Source organism: Rhizobium glycinendophyticum (genome assembly GCF_006443685.1).
Classification (GTDB): Bacteria; Pseudomonadota; Alphaproteobacteria; order Rhizobiales; family Rhizobiaceae; genus Allorhizobium; species Allorhizobium glycinendophyticum.
On record NZ_VFYP01000001.1, the window covers coordinates 1,459,483 to 1,475,509 of the forward strand.

18 protein-coding genes are annotated in these 16,027 nt (G+C 61.8%); 6 read left to right on the plus strand and 12 right to left on the minus strand.

The window, feature by feature from the left end:
- Positions 1-96 precede the first annotated feature (96 nt).
- Positions 97-552: an RICIN domain-containing protein gene (locus tag FJQ55_RS07100; protein ID WP_140826939.1), complete on the plus strand. Its 456-nt coding sequence runs from the start codon at positions 97-99 to the stop codon at positions 550-552.
- Here FJQ55_RS07100 and FJQ55_RS07105 read toward each other — a convergent pair.
- Both FJQ55_RS07105 and FJQ55_RS07110 read right to left on the minus strand, forming a co-directional pair.
- The gene (locus FJQ55_RS07105) at positions 545-1,084 is read right to left on the minus strand and encodes a hypothetical protein (protein WP_140829151.1); all 540 of its coding nucleotides are present in this window, start codon (positions 1,082-1,084) and stop codon (positions 545-547) included. The genes FJQ55_RS07100 and FJQ55_RS07105 overlap by 8 nt on opposite strands.
- Complete coding sequence (locus FJQ55_RS07110; RefSeq protein WP_140826940.1) at positions 1,084-1,635, minus strand: CGNR zinc finger domain-containing protein; 552 nt, start codon at positions 1,633-1,635, stop codon at positions 1,084-1,086. Before FJQ55_RS07110 ends, FJQ55_RS07105 begins: the two co-directional genes overlap by 1 nt.
- A 58-nt stretch (positions 1,636-1,693) precedes the next feature.
- On the opposite strand from FJQ55_RS07110, the gene FJQ55_RS07115 reads away from it, so the two are divergent.
- Positions 1,694-2,590, plus strand: coding sequence for a branched-chain amino acid ABC transporter permease (locus tag FJQ55_RS07115; protein WP_140826941.1), 897 nt, complete (start codon positions 1,694-1,696; stop codon positions 2,588-2,590).
- Here FJQ55_RS07115 and FJQ55_RS07120 read toward each other — a convergent pair.
- The 5 genes from FJQ55_RS07120 to FJQ55_RS07140 all read right to left on the minus strand — a co-directional run bounded on the left by FJQ55_RS07120 (position 2,580) and on the right by FJQ55_RS07140 (position 6,828).
- Positions 2,580-3,053 carry a molybdenum cofactor biosynthesis protein MoaE gene (locus FJQ55_RS07120; protein ID WP_140826942.1) on the minus strand — a complete coding sequence of 158 codons (474 nt, stop codon included), beginning with the start codon at positions 3,051-3,053 and terminating at the stop codon, positions 2,580-2,582. The two genes, FJQ55_RS07115 and FJQ55_RS07120, sit on opposite strands and share 11 nt — an antisense overlap.
- A gap of 36 nt (positions 3,054-3,089) precedes the next feature.
- Complete coding sequence (gene moaD / locus FJQ55_RS07125; protein ID WP_140826943.1) at positions 3,090-3,344, minus strand: molybdopterin converting factor subunit 1; 255 nt, start codon at positions 3,342-3,344, stop codon at positions 3,090-3,092.
- A 1-nt stretch (position 3,345) separates the two neighbouring features.
- Positions 3,346-3,927 (minus strand): CDP-diacylglycerol--glycerol-3-phosphate 3-phosphatidyltransferase, encoded by a 582-nt coding sequence (gene pgsA / locus FJQ55_RS07130; RefSeq protein ID WP_140826944.1) that lies wholly within the window; start codon positions 3,925-3,927, stop codon positions 3,346-3,348.
- 118 nt (positions 3,928-4,045) lie between these two features.
- Positions 4,046-6,073 (minus strand): excinuclease ABC subunit UvrC, encoded by a 2,028-nt coding sequence (gene uvrC, locus FJQ55_RS07135; RefSeq protein ID WP_140826945.1) that lies wholly within the window; start codon positions 6,071-6,073, stop codon positions 4,046-4,048.
- Positions 6,070-6,828 carry an SDR family oxidoreductase gene (locus FJQ55_RS07140; protein ID WP_140826946.1) on the minus strand — a complete coding sequence of 253 codons (759 nt, stop codon included), beginning with the start codon at positions 6,826-6,828 and terminating at the stop codon, positions 6,070-6,072. The genes uvrC and FJQ55_RS07140 overlap by 4 nt, the downstream gene beginning before the upstream one ends.
- A 367-nt stretch (positions 6,829-7,195) precedes the next feature.
- On the opposite strand from FJQ55_RS07140, the gene FJQ55_RS07145 reads away from it, so the two are divergent.
- Positions 7,196-7,858 carry an outer membrane protein gene (locus FJQ55_RS07145; RefSeq protein WP_140826947.1) on the plus strand — a complete coding sequence of 221 codons (663 nt, stop codon included), beginning with the start codon at positions 7,196-7,198 and terminating at the stop codon, positions 7,856-7,858.
- Positions 7,859-7,932: 74 nt separating this feature from the next.
- Here the strand turns inward: FJQ55_RS07145 and FJQ55_RS07150 are convergent, their stop codons facing one another.
- Positions 7,933-8,529 (minus strand): glutathione S-transferase, encoded by a 597-nt coding sequence (locus tag FJQ55_RS07150; RefSeq protein WP_140826948.1) that lies wholly within the window; start codon positions 8,527-8,529, stop codon positions 7,933-7,935.
- 28 nt (positions 8,530-8,557) lie between these two features.
- Positions 8,558-9,331 (minus strand): ribonuclease T2 family protein, encoded by a 774-nt coding sequence (locus FJQ55_RS07155; RefSeq protein WP_246085046.1) that lies wholly within the window; start codon positions 9,329-9,331, stop codon positions 8,558-8,560.
- Between the two features lie 204 nt (positions 9,332-9,535).
- Between FJQ55_RS07155 and FJQ55_RS07160 the strand changes: the two genes are divergently transcribed.
- Positions 9,536-10,474 (plus strand): lysylphosphatidylglycerol synthase domain-containing protein, encoded by a 939-nt coding sequence (locus FJQ55_RS07160; RefSeq protein ID WP_140826949.1) that lies wholly within the window; start codon positions 9,536-9,538, stop codon positions 10,472-10,474.
- A 30-nt stretch (positions 10,475-10,504) separates the two neighbouring features.
- Here FJQ55_RS07160 and FJQ55_RS07165 read toward each other — a convergent pair whose 3' ends face one another.
- Positions 10,505-11,368 carry a 23S rRNA (adenine(2030)-N(6))-methyltransferase RlmJ gene (locus tag FJQ55_RS07165; RefSeq protein WP_140826950.1) on the minus strand — a complete coding sequence of 288 codons (864 nt, stop codon included), beginning with the start codon at positions 11,366-11,368 and terminating at the stop codon, positions 10,505-10,507.
- A gap of 75 nt (positions 11,369-11,443) precedes the next feature.
- Here FJQ55_RS07165 and FJQ55_RS07170 point away from each other — a divergent pair, with 75 nt between their 5' ends.
- Together FJQ55_RS07170 and FJQ55_RS07175 are read left to right on the plus strand one after the other, a co-directional pair.
- On the plus strand, positions 11,444-13,558 hold the full coding sequence (locus FJQ55_RS07170) for a molybdopterin-containing oxidoreductase family protein (RefSeq protein WP_246085047.1): 2,115 nt from the start codon (positions 11,444-11,446) through the stop codon (positions 13,556-13,558).
- A gap of 2 nt (positions 13,559-13,560) precedes the next feature.
- Complete coding sequence (locus FJQ55_RS07175; protein WP_140826952.1) at positions 13,561-14,145, plus strand: NUDIX domain-containing protein; 585 nt, start codon at positions 13,561-13,563, stop codon at positions 14,143-14,145.
- Here FJQ55_RS07175 and purN read toward each other — a convergent pair.
- Positions 14,142-14,798: a phosphoribosylglycinamide formyltransferase gene (gene purN / locus FJQ55_RS07180; RefSeq protein ID WP_140826953.1), complete on the minus strand. Its 657-nt coding sequence runs from the start codon at positions 14,796-14,798 to the stop codon at positions 14,142-14,144. The genes FJQ55_RS07175 and purN overlap by 4 nt on opposite strands.
- Positions 14,795-15,868 carry a phosphoribosylformylglycinamidine cyclo-ligase gene (purM, locus tag FJQ55_RS07185; protein WP_140826954.1) on the minus strand — a complete coding sequence of 358 codons (1,074 nt, stop codon included), beginning with the start codon at positions 15,866-15,868 and terminating at the stop codon, positions 14,795-14,797. The genes purN and purM overlap by 4 nt, the downstream gene beginning before the upstream one ends.
- Positions 15,869-16,027 lie beyond the last annotated feature (159 nt).

Below are 16,027 nucleotides of genomic sequence, written 5' to 3' on the forward strand. Positions count from 1 at the left end.
GCGGGCTCCGGCACGGCTAGACTGCGGCCTCCAGTCCCCCAAGCGAGGTCCTCCGTCGTGCTCCCCATTCGCGCTCTGTCTTTGCTCGTCTCTCTCATGTCTATTGCCGCGTCCGGCGCCGCACTGGCCGATCCGATCGGCCTCGCCAGCCAGTTTACCGGGCCGGATCAGCGGCTGGAAATCGTCAACGGCGGCCCGTTCCAGGATCTTGCCATCATGACCGACCGGAACGAGGAGTCGGCCGGCCAGCGCTGGCAGGTCACCTCGGAAGGGCAATGGGTGCGGATCCGCAACGAGGCCATCGGCGACACCATGTGCCTGGATGTCGTCAACGGCGGCGATCCCGCCTATATGGTCCAGATGCGCCCTTGCGGAAACTATTCCGGTCAGTTGTGGCAGATCTCCGCCTCGGACGAGCACATGCGCTTCACGACACAATTTCTCGGAAGCCGTTACTGCCTCGACATCGTCAATGGCGGCATGCTGGACCGTTATGCGCAGATGCGACCCTGCGGCGACTATTCCGGTCAGTTGTGGACCCTGGTCAATTGACGGCAGCCTGGTCCGACGGGGGTGACGGGCAGTCTGCTCCCTGGGCATAATCCCGTGTACCGTCGGCTTTGAAGACCTCCGGATTGGGCGTGTAGATCGGCCCGACCACCAGCGGCTTGCTGGGCATGATCGTCTGATCAAGCGTCGAGGTCAGCGTCGTGTCGATTGCCTGGAGGCGTTTTCCCTCCTTGTCGACCACCCGGATTGAGATCGCGTACGGTTTGCCCTTGACGATGCAATGGACGGGCGGGCTTTCCAGCGCCACCTTTTCCCAGAAGGGAAAGATCTTCGTGCGCGTCTCGATCGGTGCGCCGCCGGCCGGATTTTCGAATTTCGTGACGGCGAAACTCTCGTCCGGCAGCGGTCCGTTGCGGGCAAGGGTGATCACATAGGTTGCCTGCGCCACGCGGTAGTTGAAGATGAAGACCTTGCCACTGACCTTCAACGGCTCCTTCACGTCTTCGCGCTGGCACGCCGACAGGACCGCAAGGACCGCACAGGCTGCAAGGCTCAGCAGCTTCGTTCGTGCCATCATGGCAGGGGCTCCGTCTTTTTCCGTTTGTAGTGTCGGCTGGCTTTGACCCGGTTGCCGCAGATGGCCATGTCGCACCAGGTGCGGCTGCGGTTCTTGCTGCGATCGAGAAACAGCCATCCGCAATGGCCGCAGATCTTCAGGCGCTCCGGGTCTGGCTCGCACACCAGTCTCAAGGCCGAGCGCGCCGTCGCATGATCGAGGGATTGCCCGTCGCTCGTAGTTCGTAATGTCGAGGCGATCCGCTCCAGCAGGTCCGCGAGCGCCAACCTGTCCTCGGCCCCCAGAATTCGGCTGCGGAAATAGCGGTCGATCGCCTCACGCAGTTGGAGAAATTCGCCGCGATGCTCCTCTGGGACGGGCCGTAAGTCCGGGAAGTCCTGCCGCTCGGCAGACAGCCGGACGGCGGCCTCTGGGAAGGCGCGGAAATGCTCAGCAACAGCAAACCGGTCGCGCCGCCCCTCGGTATCGTGCCGGAGGATCACGCTGTTGGCGACGTCAAGCGCCAGCGCGCCGCCGACGAAACGATGAGGTGTCCACGTAAAGGTCATTCTCACAATATAACTGGTAAAAACCGTTTTGCCAGTTATAAACGAACGTGGAGGGTTGATGGCTTACTTGCTGCAGCAGATTCTGAACGCGGTGCCGGTGGCGAGCCTTTATGCCTGCCTCGCCTTCGGGTATGCTCTCGCCTTCGGAGTGACCCGCCGCCCGGACATCACTTTCGGTGCGCTGGTGGCGCTCGCCGGTCAGATGTGCCTGCTCTTTGTCGATTACGGTTGGAGCCGGCTCTATCTCATCTTGCCGGCAAGCCTTCTGCTCGGTTTCATTGGAGGCTGCGCCTATGCGCTTCTCGCCGGCTGGACGAGCGCCCGTTACATCATGCTGCCGTTACACCGACGTTCGGCCAACAGCGTCATCGTTGCCTCACTTGGCTTGGTAATCCTGCTCTCGGAGGGCGCGCGGCTGGCCCTCGATACCCGCAGCCTGTGGCTGCCACCGCTCGGGCAAAAGCAGATCGTGCTGGCCGAAATCGACGGGTTCACGGTGGGGCTGACGCCGGTTCAACTCGTCCATTCCACGCTGATGGTCGGGCTGATCTTGATGGGGCATCTCCTGCTGACGCGCAGCCGCGCTGGACGTCTCTGGCAGTCGGTCTGTCAGGATCCCTTCGCCGCACGGCTGCTCGGGGTAGACGCCGACCGGGTCTTTGCCTTGGCGCTCATGGCCTCCGCCACGCTCGCCGCCATTGCCGGCCTTTCGGCCACGGCGCTCTATGGCACCATGGATTTCGGGGCAGGCCTGATGTTCGGGCTGAAGGTGGTCCTGATCGCGGCCGCCGGCGGCTATTTTCGTCCGCTGCACTCCGCCATCGGGGCGGCCGGGATCGGCTTGGCCGAAACCCTGTGGAGTGCCTATGGCCCGATGATCTGGCGCGATGCGGTAATCATCGCCTCACTCGTCTTCCTGCTGGTGCTGAGCCGGCGGGAACGCGTTATTCCCTGATGCCGTCCTGCCAGCGCGCCTGGGCGGCATCGTCCGCATCCTTCGCGGCCACCCATTCCCTGACCTGGCCGTCCTTGCCATGCTCCTTCTTCCAGAAAGGGGCGGAGGTCTTGAGGAAATCCATCACGAAATTTGCCCCGTCGAAGGCGGCCTGCCGATGCGGCGCAGCAGCGATGACAAGCACAATCTGCCCTCCGGCTTCAATCCGGCCATGACGATGGATGGCGGTCAAGCCGATGAGTGAGAAGCGCTCGATGGCAAGCGAGGCGATCCTGGTCATCTCCGCCTCGGCCATACCCGGATAATGCTCGAGTTCGAGCGCCGCCAGCGTGCCGGCTTCGTCGCGGCACAAGCCGACGAAAGAGACTACGGCGCCGATATCGGCCCGTCCTGCGGTCAGTAATGCGCTTTCAGCAGCAGCGTCAAAATCATCGCGCTGGACCCGGATTGTGGGTTGGGGCATTGGCGGCATCCTCCGGCCAGCAGAAGGGAGGCGACATCAACCGCCGGTCATCGGCGGAAATATGCCGATCTCACGGGCGCCGGCAATCGATTCGTCATGCTCGACATGCTCCTGGTTCACCGCAACGCGGATCGCTTCCGGAAAGCGTAACGCTTCGGCATACTCGTCTCCCAGACTGGCGAGATGGGCGATGAGATCGCCCGCCGTCTTCACGTCGTCCGGCAGGGCGATGTCTTCCTCGCCTTTGCCGATCCGCTCGCGGACCCAGGCGAAATAGACGAGCTTGACCATCTCAATCCACCATGTGCTTCGCACCGGCGCGGAAGTAGTCGTAGCCGGTATAAATTGTCAGGATCGCGGCGATCCACAGCAGGGTGATGCCCATCTCGGTTGTATAGGGCAGGACCTTGTCGCCGGCCGGGCCGGCCAGCAGGAAGGCGAGCGCAAACATCTGTGCCGTCGTTTTCCACTTGGCGATCCGCGTCACCGGCACGCTGACTTTCAGGGCCGCCAGATATTCGCGCAGACCGGAAACGAGAATTTCGCGGCAGAGGATGGTGATGGCCGCCCAGAGCGACCAGCCGGCGATGGTGCCGTCGGCCGCCATCAACAGCAGCACCGAGGCGATCAGCAGTTTGTCGGCGATCGGGTCGAGCATCTTGCCAATATTCGATGTCTGGTTCCAGATGCGGGCCAGATAGCCGTCGAGATAGTCGGTGATCGAGGCGAGGATGAAGATCGCAAGTGCCGCCCAGCGGGCGAAGTCGGAGCTTTGCAGCTTCCCCTCGATGAAGAAGAATAGCACGATCAGCGGCACGGCCAGGATGCGGGCGTAAGTCAGGAGATTGGGTATGTTGTATGCGCGCGAAGCCATGATGCCCTGTCTTTGGATGGTATTGCGTCGACAGTTGAGGGCTTTCAACGAGAGCCGTCAACTCAAGATTTCTGAACGCCTTTTAACATGAAAGCGCCAGTGGGTACGTCGTTTCCGGTCAATCGCCGCCGCTTTCGTGAAAATGATTGTAGACCAGCCGCGCCACAGCCTCGGAAATGCCCTCGACCGCCATCAGGTCGCTGACCGCTGCCCGTGAAACCGCTTTCGCCGTGCCGAAATGTTGCAGCAGCGCCCGCTTGCGGGTAGGGCCGATACCGCCGATCTCGTCCAGCGGGTTCTTGACCATTTCCTTCTTGCGCCGCGCCCGGTGCGAGCCGATGGCGAAGCGGTGTGCCTCGTCACGCATGCGCTGGATGAAATAGAGGACCGGATCGCGCGGCGGCAGCGTGAAGTCCGGCTTGCCCTTCACGAAGAAGCGCTCGCGCCCCGCATCGCGGTCGACACCCTTGGCAACGCCGATGGCGATGACGCTCTCGGCAATATCGAGTTCGTCGAGGATTTTACGCACCGCCGTCATCTGCCCCTGGCCACCATCGATCAGGATCACGTCCGGCCAGGCGGGGAAGGGGGTGTCGGCGCTATCTTCGGGGGGAGTGCTCCGGTCCGGCTTGCCCTCTTCCTTAAGCAGCCGCGAGAAGCGCCGCGTCATCACCTCGCGCATCATGCCAAAGTCGTCGCCGGGCGTGATGTCGGTCGATTTGATGTTGAACTTGCGATACTGCCCCTTCACGAAGCCTTCCGGCCCCGCGACCACCATGCCGCCCACGGCATTGGTGCCCATGATGTGCGAATTGTCGTAGATCTCGATGCGGCGCGGCACGTATGGCAGCTGGAAGGTCTCGGCGAGCCCCGCCAACAGCCGCGACTGGGAGGCGGTCTCGGCCAATTTTCGGCCATGCGCTTCCCGCGCATTGGCGGCCACATGGTCGACCAGATCCTTTTTCTCCCCGCGCTGCGGAACCGAGATCGCCACCTTGTGACCGGCCCGCTCAGCAAGCGCTGTGGCCAGCAGTTCCTGTTCCTCAATCGTCTCGGACAAAAGCACGAGGCGCGGGCAGGGACGATCATCATAGAATTGCGCCAGGAAGGAATTGAGCACTTCGGCTCCGGTCAACTGTGGGTCGGCCTTGGGAAAATAGGCCTGGTTGCCCCAGTTCTGCCCGGCGCGGAAGAAGAAGACCTGGATGCAGGACAGCCCGCCCTCGTGATGGATGGCGAAGATGTCGGCCTCCTCGACGCCGGCCGGATTGATGCCTTGGTGGCTCTGCACGTGGCTTAGGCCTGCAAGTCGATCACGGAACACGGCGGCGCGCTCGAAATCCAGATCTTCGGCCGCTTCGTTCATCGCCCGCGCAATTGATTCCTTGACGTTCTGGCTGCGCCCGGAGAGGAAGTCCTTGGCCTGACGGACGAGCTCACCATAGCCCTCATCGCTGATCTCGTGCGTGCAGGGGCCGGAACAGCGCTTGATTTGATAGAGCAGGCAGGGGCGCGTCCGGCTCTCGAAGACGCTGTCGGTGCAGGTACGCAACAGGAAGGCACGCTGCAGCGAGTTGATCGTGCGGCCCACCGCGCTCGCCGAGGCGAAAGGGCCGAAATAGTCGCCCTTTCTGGCGCGGGCCCCGCGATGTTTGTAGAGCGCAGGCGCCCGGCTGTCGCCGGTGATCAGGATATAGGGAAAGCTCTTGTCGTCGCGCAGCAAGACGTTGAAGCGCGGCCGCAGGCGTTTGATCAGATTGGCTTCGAGCAGCAGCGCCTCGACCTCGGTGCGGGTCGTGACGAATTCCATATGCACGGTCTCGCGCACCATGCGGGTCAAGCGGTTTGAATGCAGACGGCCTTGCGCGTAATTGCTGACACGCTTCTTCAGACTGCGCGCCTTGCCGACATACATGACGTCGCCGTCCTTGTTGAGCATGCGGTAGACGCCGGGCGAATTGGGCAGACGCTTGACGAATTCGCCGATCAGGTCGGCGCCGGTCAGGCCCGTCTCGTCCAGGCCGTCGACATGCCAGTCGATTTCGATCCCGGCGCGCGCAGGTTCCGCCTCGACGACGATGCCTTCATCGTCGTCTTCCGTTCCATCATAGAGAACGCCGCCATCGGGCAGCTTTCCTCCACTCATTCATTGATCTCCGTGCCGTGCCAAATCAGATGTTGGCCCCCATCCAGGGCGATCATTTGGCCGGTGATGGACGGCGTGTCAAAAAGAAACCGGATGGTGCGGCCGAATTCGGTGAGGGAAGGGCCGCGCTTCAGCGGCAGGCTGTCGACCTGTGCCTGGAAATCCTCCGGCCGTTGCCGTTCCGAAATCAGTGTCGGCCCAGGGCCAATGGCGTTGACGCGGACCCGCGGGGCATAGGCCTGTGCCATGGTCTGCGTCGCGGTCCAAAGTGTCGCCTTGGACAGCGTGTAGGAAAAAAAGGTCGGCTTGAGTGCCAGCACGCGCTGGTCGATGATGTTGACGATCAGGCCTGACCGATTCTCGGGGAGGGCCTGGACCAGTGCCGCACTCAAAATGGCTGGTGCCCGCACGTGGAGGTCAAAGTGCCGGCTGAATGTCTCCGCCTTAAAGTCGAGAGCCGTGTCATCCTCGAAGATCGATGCATTGTTGACCAGCACGCCGATGGGCCCCAGCTTCGCTTCGGCGCGCTCCATCAGCGTGCTGCTCTCGGAAATGTTACCCAGATCCGCTTTCAGGGCGATCGCCTGTTTTCCCCCGGCGCGCAACGCGCTTGCAACTGCTTCCGCTTCGGCGAGTGACCCATTCGCATGCAACGCGACGGCAAAGCCTTGGGCCGCCAAGTCTTCCGCGATTGCCCTGCCAAGTCGTTTGGCCGATCCGGTGACGAGAGCGGTCCTGGGTATGCCGGTTTGCATGCGTTCTAACCTTGTTCAGCAGCGGTGACGCGCTGCATATATGGCGCCATCGTGATATTTAAACCGCCTCTTCTTGATTCAATGTCCTGCATCATTTTTGAATCGGCGAAGTAAAATCCGAGCGCAGACTCCATTATACTTATGCCTTTCGCGTAAACTATTTGTTATGGTTAACGAATCGTTTGTGTCATTCAAGCAACATCCCAATTATGCCGCCCAAGTGCCACAATAAATTCACATTTCGGCTCTTTCTATTCCTCAATTGATCGCCATTTGTACATTCGGAACGGGCAGGGAATACCCAATAACGTTCAGGCCGCCGTTGGTTCTGAGTGAAGCGCGGCCCGGAACTGTAAAGGAGACTAGTATGCGTAACCTCAAGATCATCCTTCTGGCATCTGCCACCACTTTCGCCGCTTTCCAGGCCGCCCAGGCTGCGGATGCGATCTACCAGGCTCCGGAAGCTCCGCCGATGGCAAACGACGTTGCTGCTCCCGGCGGCAACTGGGCTGGTGCCTATCTCGGTGGCGCAGCCACCTACGAATTCGGCAAGTTCACCGGCTCTAACGACGGCCGCGATGCAAACGGCCTCGGCGGTACGGTCTATGGCGGCTACAACATGCAGAGCGGCTCGATCGTGTACGGCGCTGAAGCCGACCTCAGCTACGCTGGTGAAGACGGCTCTGCTGGCTCGACCGGTGGCGGCGCCTCGCTCAAGGGCACCCAGGGCGTCAACGGCTCGGTTCGCGGCCGCGTCGGCTACGACCTGAACCCCTTCATGGTCTACGGCACCGCCGGTGTGGCTGTTGCCAATCATGAACTGAAGGGCGCAGGCGACAGCGATGAGCGTCTGGCTGCCGGTTACACGGTTGGCGCCGGTGTCGAAACCTTCGTCACCGACAACATCACCGCCCGCGTCGAATACCGCTACAGCGACTACCAGAAGCGTGACTTCGACATTGGTGGTACGACCGTCTCGCGCGGCTTCGACGACCATTCGGTTAAAGTCGGTATGGGCGTGAAGTTCTGATCCACCGATCAGTTGAAACAAGAAGAAGCCGGGTTCGCCCGGCTTTTTTTATTGTGCCAGTATGAAGCGGCCGATCACGCTTTCGGGCGCAGCGCCGGGTAAGGCTCGAACCGCTTGGCGAAAATGGCCGGCCATTCGGCCAGCGCCGCTCGACCATTTTCCCATTCGCCAGGAAAGCGCAGCATGAGATAGCCGAGTGTGGCGGCGAGGGCAAAATGGCCGCCATGCAGCTTCTTGCCGGTCTTCGGAAGGGTCTTGTCCAGATAATCGAGGCTGCGATTGATCTTCGCCCATTGTCGGTCGATGACATCCTGGCTCACCAGCTCCGGCGGCCGGTAGCGACGCTCGTAGACGATTGCCAGCAGGCAATCGCTGATCCCGTCGCAGAGCGCCTCCAGCACTTCCGCGTCAGTCCGCTTCGCCTTGTCTTTGGGATAGAGCCGCTTTTCGGCGGTCCGATGCAGAAAATGCATGATGGCGCGGCTGTCGAAGATCGCTTCGCCCCTGTCGGTAATCAGTGTCGGGATCTTGCCGAGCGGGTTTTTCTCGACAAGTTCCGGTGGGTTGTCGGCCGTATTCACCCTGACATCCTCAAGCGCGATACCCAGGTAGCGGGCTGCCATACGGACTTTCGAGGAATAGGGCGAGGCGGGCGCGAAGAGCAGCTTCATGATGGTTTCCTGTGGCTCTTGTTGCGAGTTAGGGCTGAGGCGGGATGATAAGGTCCGACCGCTCGCACGAGCGTTGGTCCACCTCCCGGCAGGTGCGGAAATTGAGCGACGTATCGAGGCAGATCCGCACTTCATCGACTCCCTGACTATCACAGGTGATTGCAACTGCCGAGGCGGTCAGTCCCCGATTGCTGCGGATAAATGCCTGTTCGAGGGCGGTCGGTGATGTCTGTAGCGGTTGGCGCACGGATGAGAACTGCGGCGGCACCAGAATTTTGTCATGTGCTTTTCTGACGAGGGCGAAGTAATCTTCCATCGAAAGCCCCGAGCAACTGCCATGCTTGCGCCATTGATGGCCGATCAGGCCTAGGCCGGGCATGATGTCCATGATCCCGCGCGCGATGCTGTCCGGCACCCGACTGCCTTGTGTGCTGTCGCAGTCCTGCGGATAGCCATGTTCGTTCTGCGGCCATAGCCCATGCACCACCCAGCCGAAGCGCTTTCCGGTGCCGCACTGCACACGGTTGTCCCGGCCCGCCTCGCTGTCGCAGTAGGTCGGCGACCATGAGAGTGAGAGGACATAGAAGTCGAAACCGCCGCGATTTGCGTTCCGGCTTGTCGTGCTGGTCTGCTTTGCAGCCGGAGTCGATGGCCTGTCGCTTGTGACAGGACGCGAGTCTTCCACGACCGGAGCATTGCCGTCCATCACCCAGGAGGCAGCAGCGACAGCAAGCGTGACGAGAGCTGCGGCAATGGGGGCAAACCTGCGCATCTCAAGCCTGTTGCGGGATTTGCCGGACAAGGAGCCGCCGAGCGGGCGAGACGGAACCGGATGCCCCTGACGAGATTTTGATCTTCACAGTGCCCTCCCGTGTCGCATATCGCTCACAGTGGCGATAAGAGTGCCGAACGGTCAAGCCGTTAACGGCTGTGTGGCAATCTTGTTCGGGGGATGAGATGGGACGCGGGTGCGTCGGAAGAGGGGGGACGACCGGGACATGGGAATATGAAACTGAAGAGACTGTTCTGGCCGCTTGTCGGCTTTGTCACGATCGCATTTTCCGTCTGGTTGCTGCAAGGCGAGGTGCGTGGGTTGTCTCTCGACGAGATCGGCGACAGTCTCTCGCGCATTGGCTCGACGAACTGGCTGCTGGCAGTGCTGTCGACCCTGCTCGCTTATGCCGCCCTTGCCGGCTACGATCGCATTGCGCTGCAAAACATTGGCCGCTCCGTCGGCGGGCTGTTCATCACCATGACGTCCTTCACCGCATATGCGCTTTCGCACAATGTCGGCGCCTCTGTCCTTTCCGGTGCTGTCGTGCGCTACCGCGCCTATTCCTCGCAAGCGCTGAGCGGCGCCGAGGTCGGCAGCCTCGTAGCCATCTGTTCGTTCACCTTTGCGCTCGGAACTGTGCTTCTCATGGGCTTGGTTCTCGTTTTCCAGCCCGACATTACCGAACGCTTTGTTGATGTTCTGCCGGTGGGCGCGTCGAAGACGACAGGCTTCGTGCTCCTCGGCTTGGTAGGCCTCTATGTGCTCGGCAGCATGCTCCGCCTTCGGCCCCTCAAGATCCGGTCTTTTTCGCTGGCCTATCCACGTCCGAACCTGGTGACCCAGCAATTGATCATTGGACCACTGGAATTGCTCGGTGCAGCCGGCATTATCTATTTCGCGCTGCCGCAGTTGGGAAATCCCGGTTTCGTTGTGGTGCTCGGGATATTTCTGGTGTCGTTCTCGGCGGCGCTGATCTCCCACGCGCCGGGTGGCCTTGGCGTGCTGGAGCTGCTCTTCGTGACCGGAATGCCGGACATGGACCCCGCCGACGTGCTTGCGGCCCTATTGGTCTTTCGGCTGTTTTACCTGATCGTGCCCTTCGCTCTGGCCCTGCTTGTGATCCTGCTGTTCGAGCGATCTCAACTGTCCCGCGCCGGTCCTGAGGCCTGACCGCAGTCCCGTCACGTTGCAGAAAGGGCCTCAGTCCTCGCCGCGCAGCCAGAAGCAACGATGCGAGGCATAACGATCCTGCGCCATCAACCGCTTCAGTTCCGGCAGCACCAGATGCATCTCGTCCTTCAGCGTGAAAGGCGGGTTGACGATCACGAGCCCGGTGCCGGAAAGGCCAGTCTGGTCGCGATCGCTTTTCACATGCAATTCCGCACAGAGCATCTTGGGGATCTCGAGCGCCTGCAGCGCCTCGTGAAACTCCTTGATCGGCGCGCCCTTCTTGATGGGGTACCATAGGCAATAGACCCCATTCGCAAAGCGACGATGCGCCTTGGCAAGACCATCCACCAGCCGCTCGTATTCGCCCTCCTTTTCGAAGGGCGGATCGACCAACACGATACCGCGCTTCTCCTTCGGCGGCAGATGCGCATTCAGCGTCAGCCAGCCGTCGAGTTCGGTGACCCGCACCTGAAAATCGCCCTCGAACAGGCGAGCGAGCACACGCGAATCCTCGGGGTGTAGCTCCATCGCCGACAGCCGGTCCTGCGGGCGAAAGAGATCGCGGGCGAGTTTCGGCGAACCCGGATACCTCTGCAACGGACCGCCTGCGTCTCGACCCGGATTGAGTGCCTTCACCGCATCGAGATAGGGCGCCATGATCTCAGCCACCTTCGCCGGCATCTCGGCATCGATCACCTTGCCGATGCCTTCGAGCCATTCGCCGGTCTTCTGCGCCTCTTCGCAGGAGAGATCGTAGAGCCCGATCCCGGCATGGGTGTCGAGCACGCGAAACGCCTTGTCCTTCTGCTGCAGATAGACGATCAGTCGCGACAGAACGAGATGCTTCAAGACATCGGCAAAATTGCCCGCGTGATAGATGTGGCGATAATTCATTGATCGTTCCGATGGCACTGATGATTTGTTCGAAGGGGGCTTTTGAGCGTTCGGGCCTTGGCCTATAACCGGCCCATGAACATCCAGAGCCCCATTCGAAACCGGTCGCTCGGTCATACGGCCTGTCCGCATGACTGTCCATCCACCTGCGCCCTCGACGTCGATTTGACCGAGGACGGCCGCATCGGCCGCGTGCGCGGGGCTGCCGACAACAGCTACACCGCCGGCGTCATCTGCGCCAAGGTCGCCCGTTACGCCGAGCGGCTCTACCATCCAGACCGCCTGATGAAGCCGGTGCGCCGGGCAGGGGCTAAGGGGGCAGGGCAGTGGCAGGACGTCACCTGGGAAGCCGCTCTCGACGAGATCGCCAACGCCTTCGTCAAGGCCGAGCAGCGCCATGGCTCGGAAGCCGTCTGGCCATACTTCTATGCCGGCACCATGGGTCTCGTGCAGCGCGATTCCATTGAGCGTCTGCGTCATGCGAAGAAATACTCCGGCTTCTTCGGCACGATCTGCACCAACATGGCCTGGACGGGCTATGTCATGGGCACGGGCACACTGCGCGGCCCGGACCCTCGCGAAATGGCGGTCTCCGATTGCGTGGTCATCTGGGGCACCAATGCGGTCGCCACCCAGGTCAATGTGATGACCCATGCGATCAAGGCGCGGAAAGACCGTGGCGCCAAGATCGTCGTCGTCGACATCTACGACAATCCCACGATGAAGCAGGCCGATATGGCCCTCATCCTGAAGCCCGGCACGGATGCAGCGCTCGCCTGCGCCGCCATGCATGTCGCCTTCCGCGACGGCTATGCCGACCGCGCCTATATGGCGAAATTCGCCGATGATCCGGCAGGACTGGAAACGCATCTCAAGGACAAGACGCCGGAATGGGCCTCCGCCATCACCGGCCTCTCGGTTGATGAGATCGAGGCCTTTGCCCGCCTCGTCGGCCAGACGCAGAAAACCTTCTTCCGCCTCGGCTACGGCTTCACCCGCAGCCGCAATGGCGCGGTCTCCATGCATGCGGCCCTATCGCTCGCCACCGTGCTCGGTTCCTGGCAATACGAGGGCGGTGGCGCCTTCCATTCGAACAGCGACATCTTCCGGCTCAACAAGGCGGAGCTGATGGGCACGGCCATGGTCGACCCCGAGATCCGCATGCTCGACCAGTCGCAGATCGGTCGTGTTCTGACAGGGGACGCTGAGGCGCTACGCCATCGCGGCCCGGTCGATGCGCTGATCATCCAGAACACCAACCCGGTGAATGTCGCGCCCGAACAGCGGCTGGTGAAGCAGGGCTTCCTGCGCGATGACCTCTTCGTTGCCGTGCACGAGCAGTTCATGACCGAGACGGCGGAACTCGCCGATATCGTGCTGCCCGCCACCATGTTCGTCGAGCATGACGACATCTATCGCGGCGGTGGCCAGAGCCATATCCTGCTCGGACCGAAGCTCGTCGATGCGCCACCGCTGGTGCGCACCAATCTCTTCGTCATCGAGGAACTGGCAAAACGTCTCGGCGTGGCCGATCGCCCCGGTTTCGGCAAGACCGAGCGGGAGCACATCGAGCACATGCTCGCGGTCAGCGGCAAGCCGGACTTCGACACGCTGCTTGAAGACAAATGGCTCGACTGCCAGCCGGCCTTCGAGGACGCGCATTACCTGAACGGCTTTGCCCATCCCGACGGCAAGTTCCGCTTCAAGCCGGACTGGGAAAACACACCCGCACCGAACAAGCCGCCGGCAAGGCTAGGCTCGCTCGGGCCGGTGAAATCTCTGCCTGTCTATCCCGATCAGGTCGACCTGATCGAGGTGGCGGATGCCGAACATCCCTTCCGGCTTGCCACGTCCCCGGCGCGCAACTTCCTGAATTCCACCTTCGCCGAAACGAAAACCTCGCGCGACAAGGAAGGTCGCCCGGAGGTCATGGTGAACCCCGTCGATGCTCTGAGCCTCGGTCTTGCCGATGGCGATATCGTGCGCCTCGGCAATGTCAGGGGAGAGCTGCGCATCCACGCCAAAATCTCCGATGCCGTGAAGCCGGGCGTGCTGGTGGCCGAGGGCCTGTGGCCGAACAAGGCACATTTGGACGGTGAAGGCATCAACGTCCTGACCGGTGGAGATCCGGCCGCCCCGCATGGCGGTGCCGCCTTCCACGACAACAAGGTCTGGATGAGAAAAGCATAAATATGAGCATTTTCGACAAAGCCCGGATTGCGATCCTGGAAGACAAGACGCTATGGAAGGGCTGGAGCCATCTGCGCGGCATCACCTTCGATTTCTTCCGCGAGGGTAGAGCGCCGCACAGGCTCTCCTGGGAGGTCTTCGACCGCCGTAATGCCTCGGCCATCCTTCTGCACAACGTCGAGCGTGATACTGTTACCCTGGTCCGGCAGATGCGGATTGCCGCGCATGTAAGTGGCGATCATGCCTTCCTGCTCGAAGTGCCTGCCGGTTTCATCGACGACAATGAAACGCCACTGCAGGCGGCGCTGCGCGAGGCTTTGGAAGAAACCGGGTACAGGATCTCGAAAGCCACCCCCGCCTTCGCCGCCTACATGTCGCCCGGCTCCGTCACCGAGAAGCTCCACGGCTTCTACGCCGCCGTCACCGACGAGGACCGCGTGTCTGACGGTGGCGGGCTGGACGATGAGCATGAGGATATCGAGGTTCTCGAACTCCCCTTCGCCGAGGCCATGGAGATGGTCGAGGCCGGGGAAATCGTCGATGCAAAGACGATCATGCTTCTGCAATGGGCGGCGTTGAGGCGCTAAGCGCTAATCAGCTTGGCCGTCGCATCCGTTTCGGAGGATAACCGCTCGACGCTGCCGTCAGCGTGCACGGAAACACCACCCGATGCCACCAACTTCAGCGCGGTCGCATAGGTCTGATGCTCGACCGTGAGAACCCGTGCAGCCAGCGTCTCTGCGGTATCATCGATCAGGATCGGAACAACCGCCTGCGCAATAACAGGGCCTTCGTCCATGCCTTCGGTGACGAAGTGCACCGTGCAGCCGGCAACCTTCATGCCGGCATCAATGGCCCGCTGATGGGTGTGAAGTCCAGGGAAGAGCGGCAAAAGCGACGGGTGGATGTTGAGGATCTTGCCTTCATGCGGGCGAATGAAATCGCCCGAGAGCAGGCGCATATAGCCGGCAAGGCAGATCAGGTCCGGGCCGATTTCGGCAAGGGCCGAGAGGATCGCCGCCTCGTGTTCGGGCTTGGAGCCGTAGGCCTTGCGCTCGAAAACCCGCGTCGGAATGCCGAGTACTTCCGCCTTTGCAAGCCCCCCGGCCTCCGGTTTGTCGGAGAAGACAGCGACGATGTCGGCCGGGAAGTCTGGCGCCTCGCAGGCTTTCGCCAGCGCCAGCATGTTCGACCCGCCGCCGGAGATGAAGGCGACGACGCGTTTGCGTGGTCCGCTCATAGGGCGAGCGTACCCTTGTAGGTCACGCCATGCGCGCCCTCTTCGCGGGCGATCATGCGGCCGAGACGGGCGACGGTTTCACCCTCGGCTTCCAGAACCTTCGTGACGTCGTCCACCCTGTCGGCGGAAACGACGACGATCATGCCGATGCCGCAGTTGAAGGTGCGCAGCATTTCGTTCTGCTCGACGCCGCCGGTCTTGGCGAGCCAAGAGAAGACGGCCGGAACCTGGAAAGACGAAAGATCGATCTCGGCAGCGAGATGCTTCGGCAGCACGCGCGGGATGTTTTCCGGGAAGCCGCCGCCTGTGATATGGGCGAGCGCCTTGAGCGCCTTGGTGTCCTTGATCGCCTTCAGGAGCGGCTTCACATAGATGCGGGTTGGGGTCAGAAGTGCTGCGCCCAGCGACTTGCCCTCGGCGAAGGGCGCCGGCGCATCCCAGGCAAGGCCCGAGAGTTCGACGATCTTGCGCACCAGCGAGAAGCCGTTGGAATGCACGCCCGAGGAGGAGAGGCCGAGGATCACGTCACCTGCGGCGATATCGCCGGCCGGAAGCAGTTCGCCGCGCTCGGCAGCGCCGACGGCAAAGCCGGCGAGATCGTAGTCGCCCTTGGAATACATGCCGGGCATTTCGGCGGTCTCACCGCCGATCAGCGCACAGCCCGCCTCGAGGCAGCCTGCGGCAATGCCCTGCACGATCGCAGCACCCTGGTCGGGATCGAGCTTGCCGGTGGCGAAATAATCGAGGAAGAGCAGGGGCTCGGCGCCCTGGACGACGAGATCGTTGACGCACATGGCGACAAGATCGATGCCCACGGTGTCGTGGATATCGGCGTCGATGGCGATCTTCAGCTTGGTCCCAACGCCATCATTGGCGGCGACCAGGATCGGGTCCTTGAAGCCTGCTGCCTTGAGGTCGAACAGCCCGCCGAAACCGCCGATCTCACCATCGGCGCCCGGACGGCGGGTCGACTTTACCGCCGGCTTGATCTTCTCGACCATCAGGTTGCCGGCATCAATGTCCACGCCCGCATCGCTATAGGTCAACCCGTTCTTGCCAGCCTGGCTCATGCCTGCCTCCGATCTGAAGAGAATTGGGCTGGCCATGGCATGAAGTGCCCCCGGATGCAAGCCGCGAGCCGGATAAGTGCACGATTTCCCGGCCCTCTCGGCGCCACGCGCTTGCGAGTTCTTGACCAGGGGTTCCGCGCTGACCTATCTCCTTGAGAC

Bases quoted from the DNA above. Each gene is read 5' to 3' on its own strand.
- pgsA (WP_140826944.1), bottom strand. From the start codon at position 3,927: ATGGCTTCGCGCGCATACAACATACCCAATCTCCTGACTTACGCCCGC.
- FJQ55_RS07140 (WP_140826946.1), bottom strand. From the start codon at position 6,828: ATGCAAACCGGCATACCCAGGACCGCTCTCGTCACCGGATCGGCCAAA.
- FJQ55_RS07175 (WP_140826952.1), top strand. From the start codon at position 13,561: ATGAGCATTTTCGACAAAGCCCGGATTGCGATCCTGGAAGACAAGACG.
- FJQ55_RS07165 (WP_140826950.1), bottom strand. From the start codon at position 11,368: ATGAATTATCGCCACATCTATCACGCGGGCAATTTTGCCGATGTCTTG.
- FJQ55_RS07105 (WP_140829151.1), bottom strand. From the start codon at position 1,084: ATGGCACGAACGAAGCTGCTGAGCCTTGCAGCCTGTGCGGTCCTTGCG.
- FJQ55_RS07110 (WP_140826940.1), bottom strand. From the start codon at position 1,635: ATGACCTTTACGTGGACACCTCATCGTTTCGTCGGCGGCGCGCTGGCG.
- FJQ55_RS07170 (WP_246085047.1), top strand. From the start codon at position 11,444: ATGAACATCCAGAGCCCCATTCGAAACCGGTCGCTCGGTCATACGGCC.
- purN (WP_140826953.1), bottom strand. From the start codon at position 14,798: ATGAGCGGACCACGCAAACGCGTCGTCGCCTTCATCTCCGGCGGCGGG.
- FJQ55_RS07120 (WP_140826942.1), bottom strand. From the start codon at position 3,053: ATGCCCCAACCCACAATCCGGGTCCAGCGCGATGATTTTGACGCTGCT.
- FJQ55_RS07115 (WP_140826941.1), top strand. From the start codon at position 1,694: ATGGCTTACTTGCTGCAGCAGATTCTGAACGCGGTGCCGGTGGCGAGC.
- purM (WP_140826954.1), bottom strand. From the start codon at position 15,868: ATGAGCCAGGCTGGCAAGAACGGGTTGACCTATAGCGATGCGGGCGTG.
- FJQ55_RS07145 (WP_140826947.1), top strand. From the start codon at position 7,196: ATGCGTAACCTCAAGATCATCCTTCTGGCATCTGCCACCACTTTCGCC.
- moaD (WP_140826943.1), bottom strand. From the start codon at position 3,344: ATGGTCAAGCTCGTCTATTTCGCCTGGGTCCGCGAGCGGATCGGCAAA.
- FJQ55_RS07150 (WP_140826948.1), bottom strand. From the start codon at position 8,529: ATGAAGCTGCTCTTCGCGCCCGCCTCGCCCTATTCCTCGAAAGTCCGT.
- FJQ55_RS07100 (WP_140826939.1), top strand. From the start codon at position 97: ATGTCTATTGCCGCGTCCGGCGCCGCACTGGCCGATCCGATCGGCCTC.
- uvrC (WP_140826945.1), bottom strand. From the start codon at position 6,073: ATGAGTGGAGGAAAGCTGCCCGATGGCGGCGTTCTCTATGATGGAACG.
- FJQ55_RS07160 (WP_140826949.1), top strand. From the start codon at position 9,536: ATGAAACTGAAGAGACTGTTCTGGCCGCTTGTCGGCTTTGTCACGATC.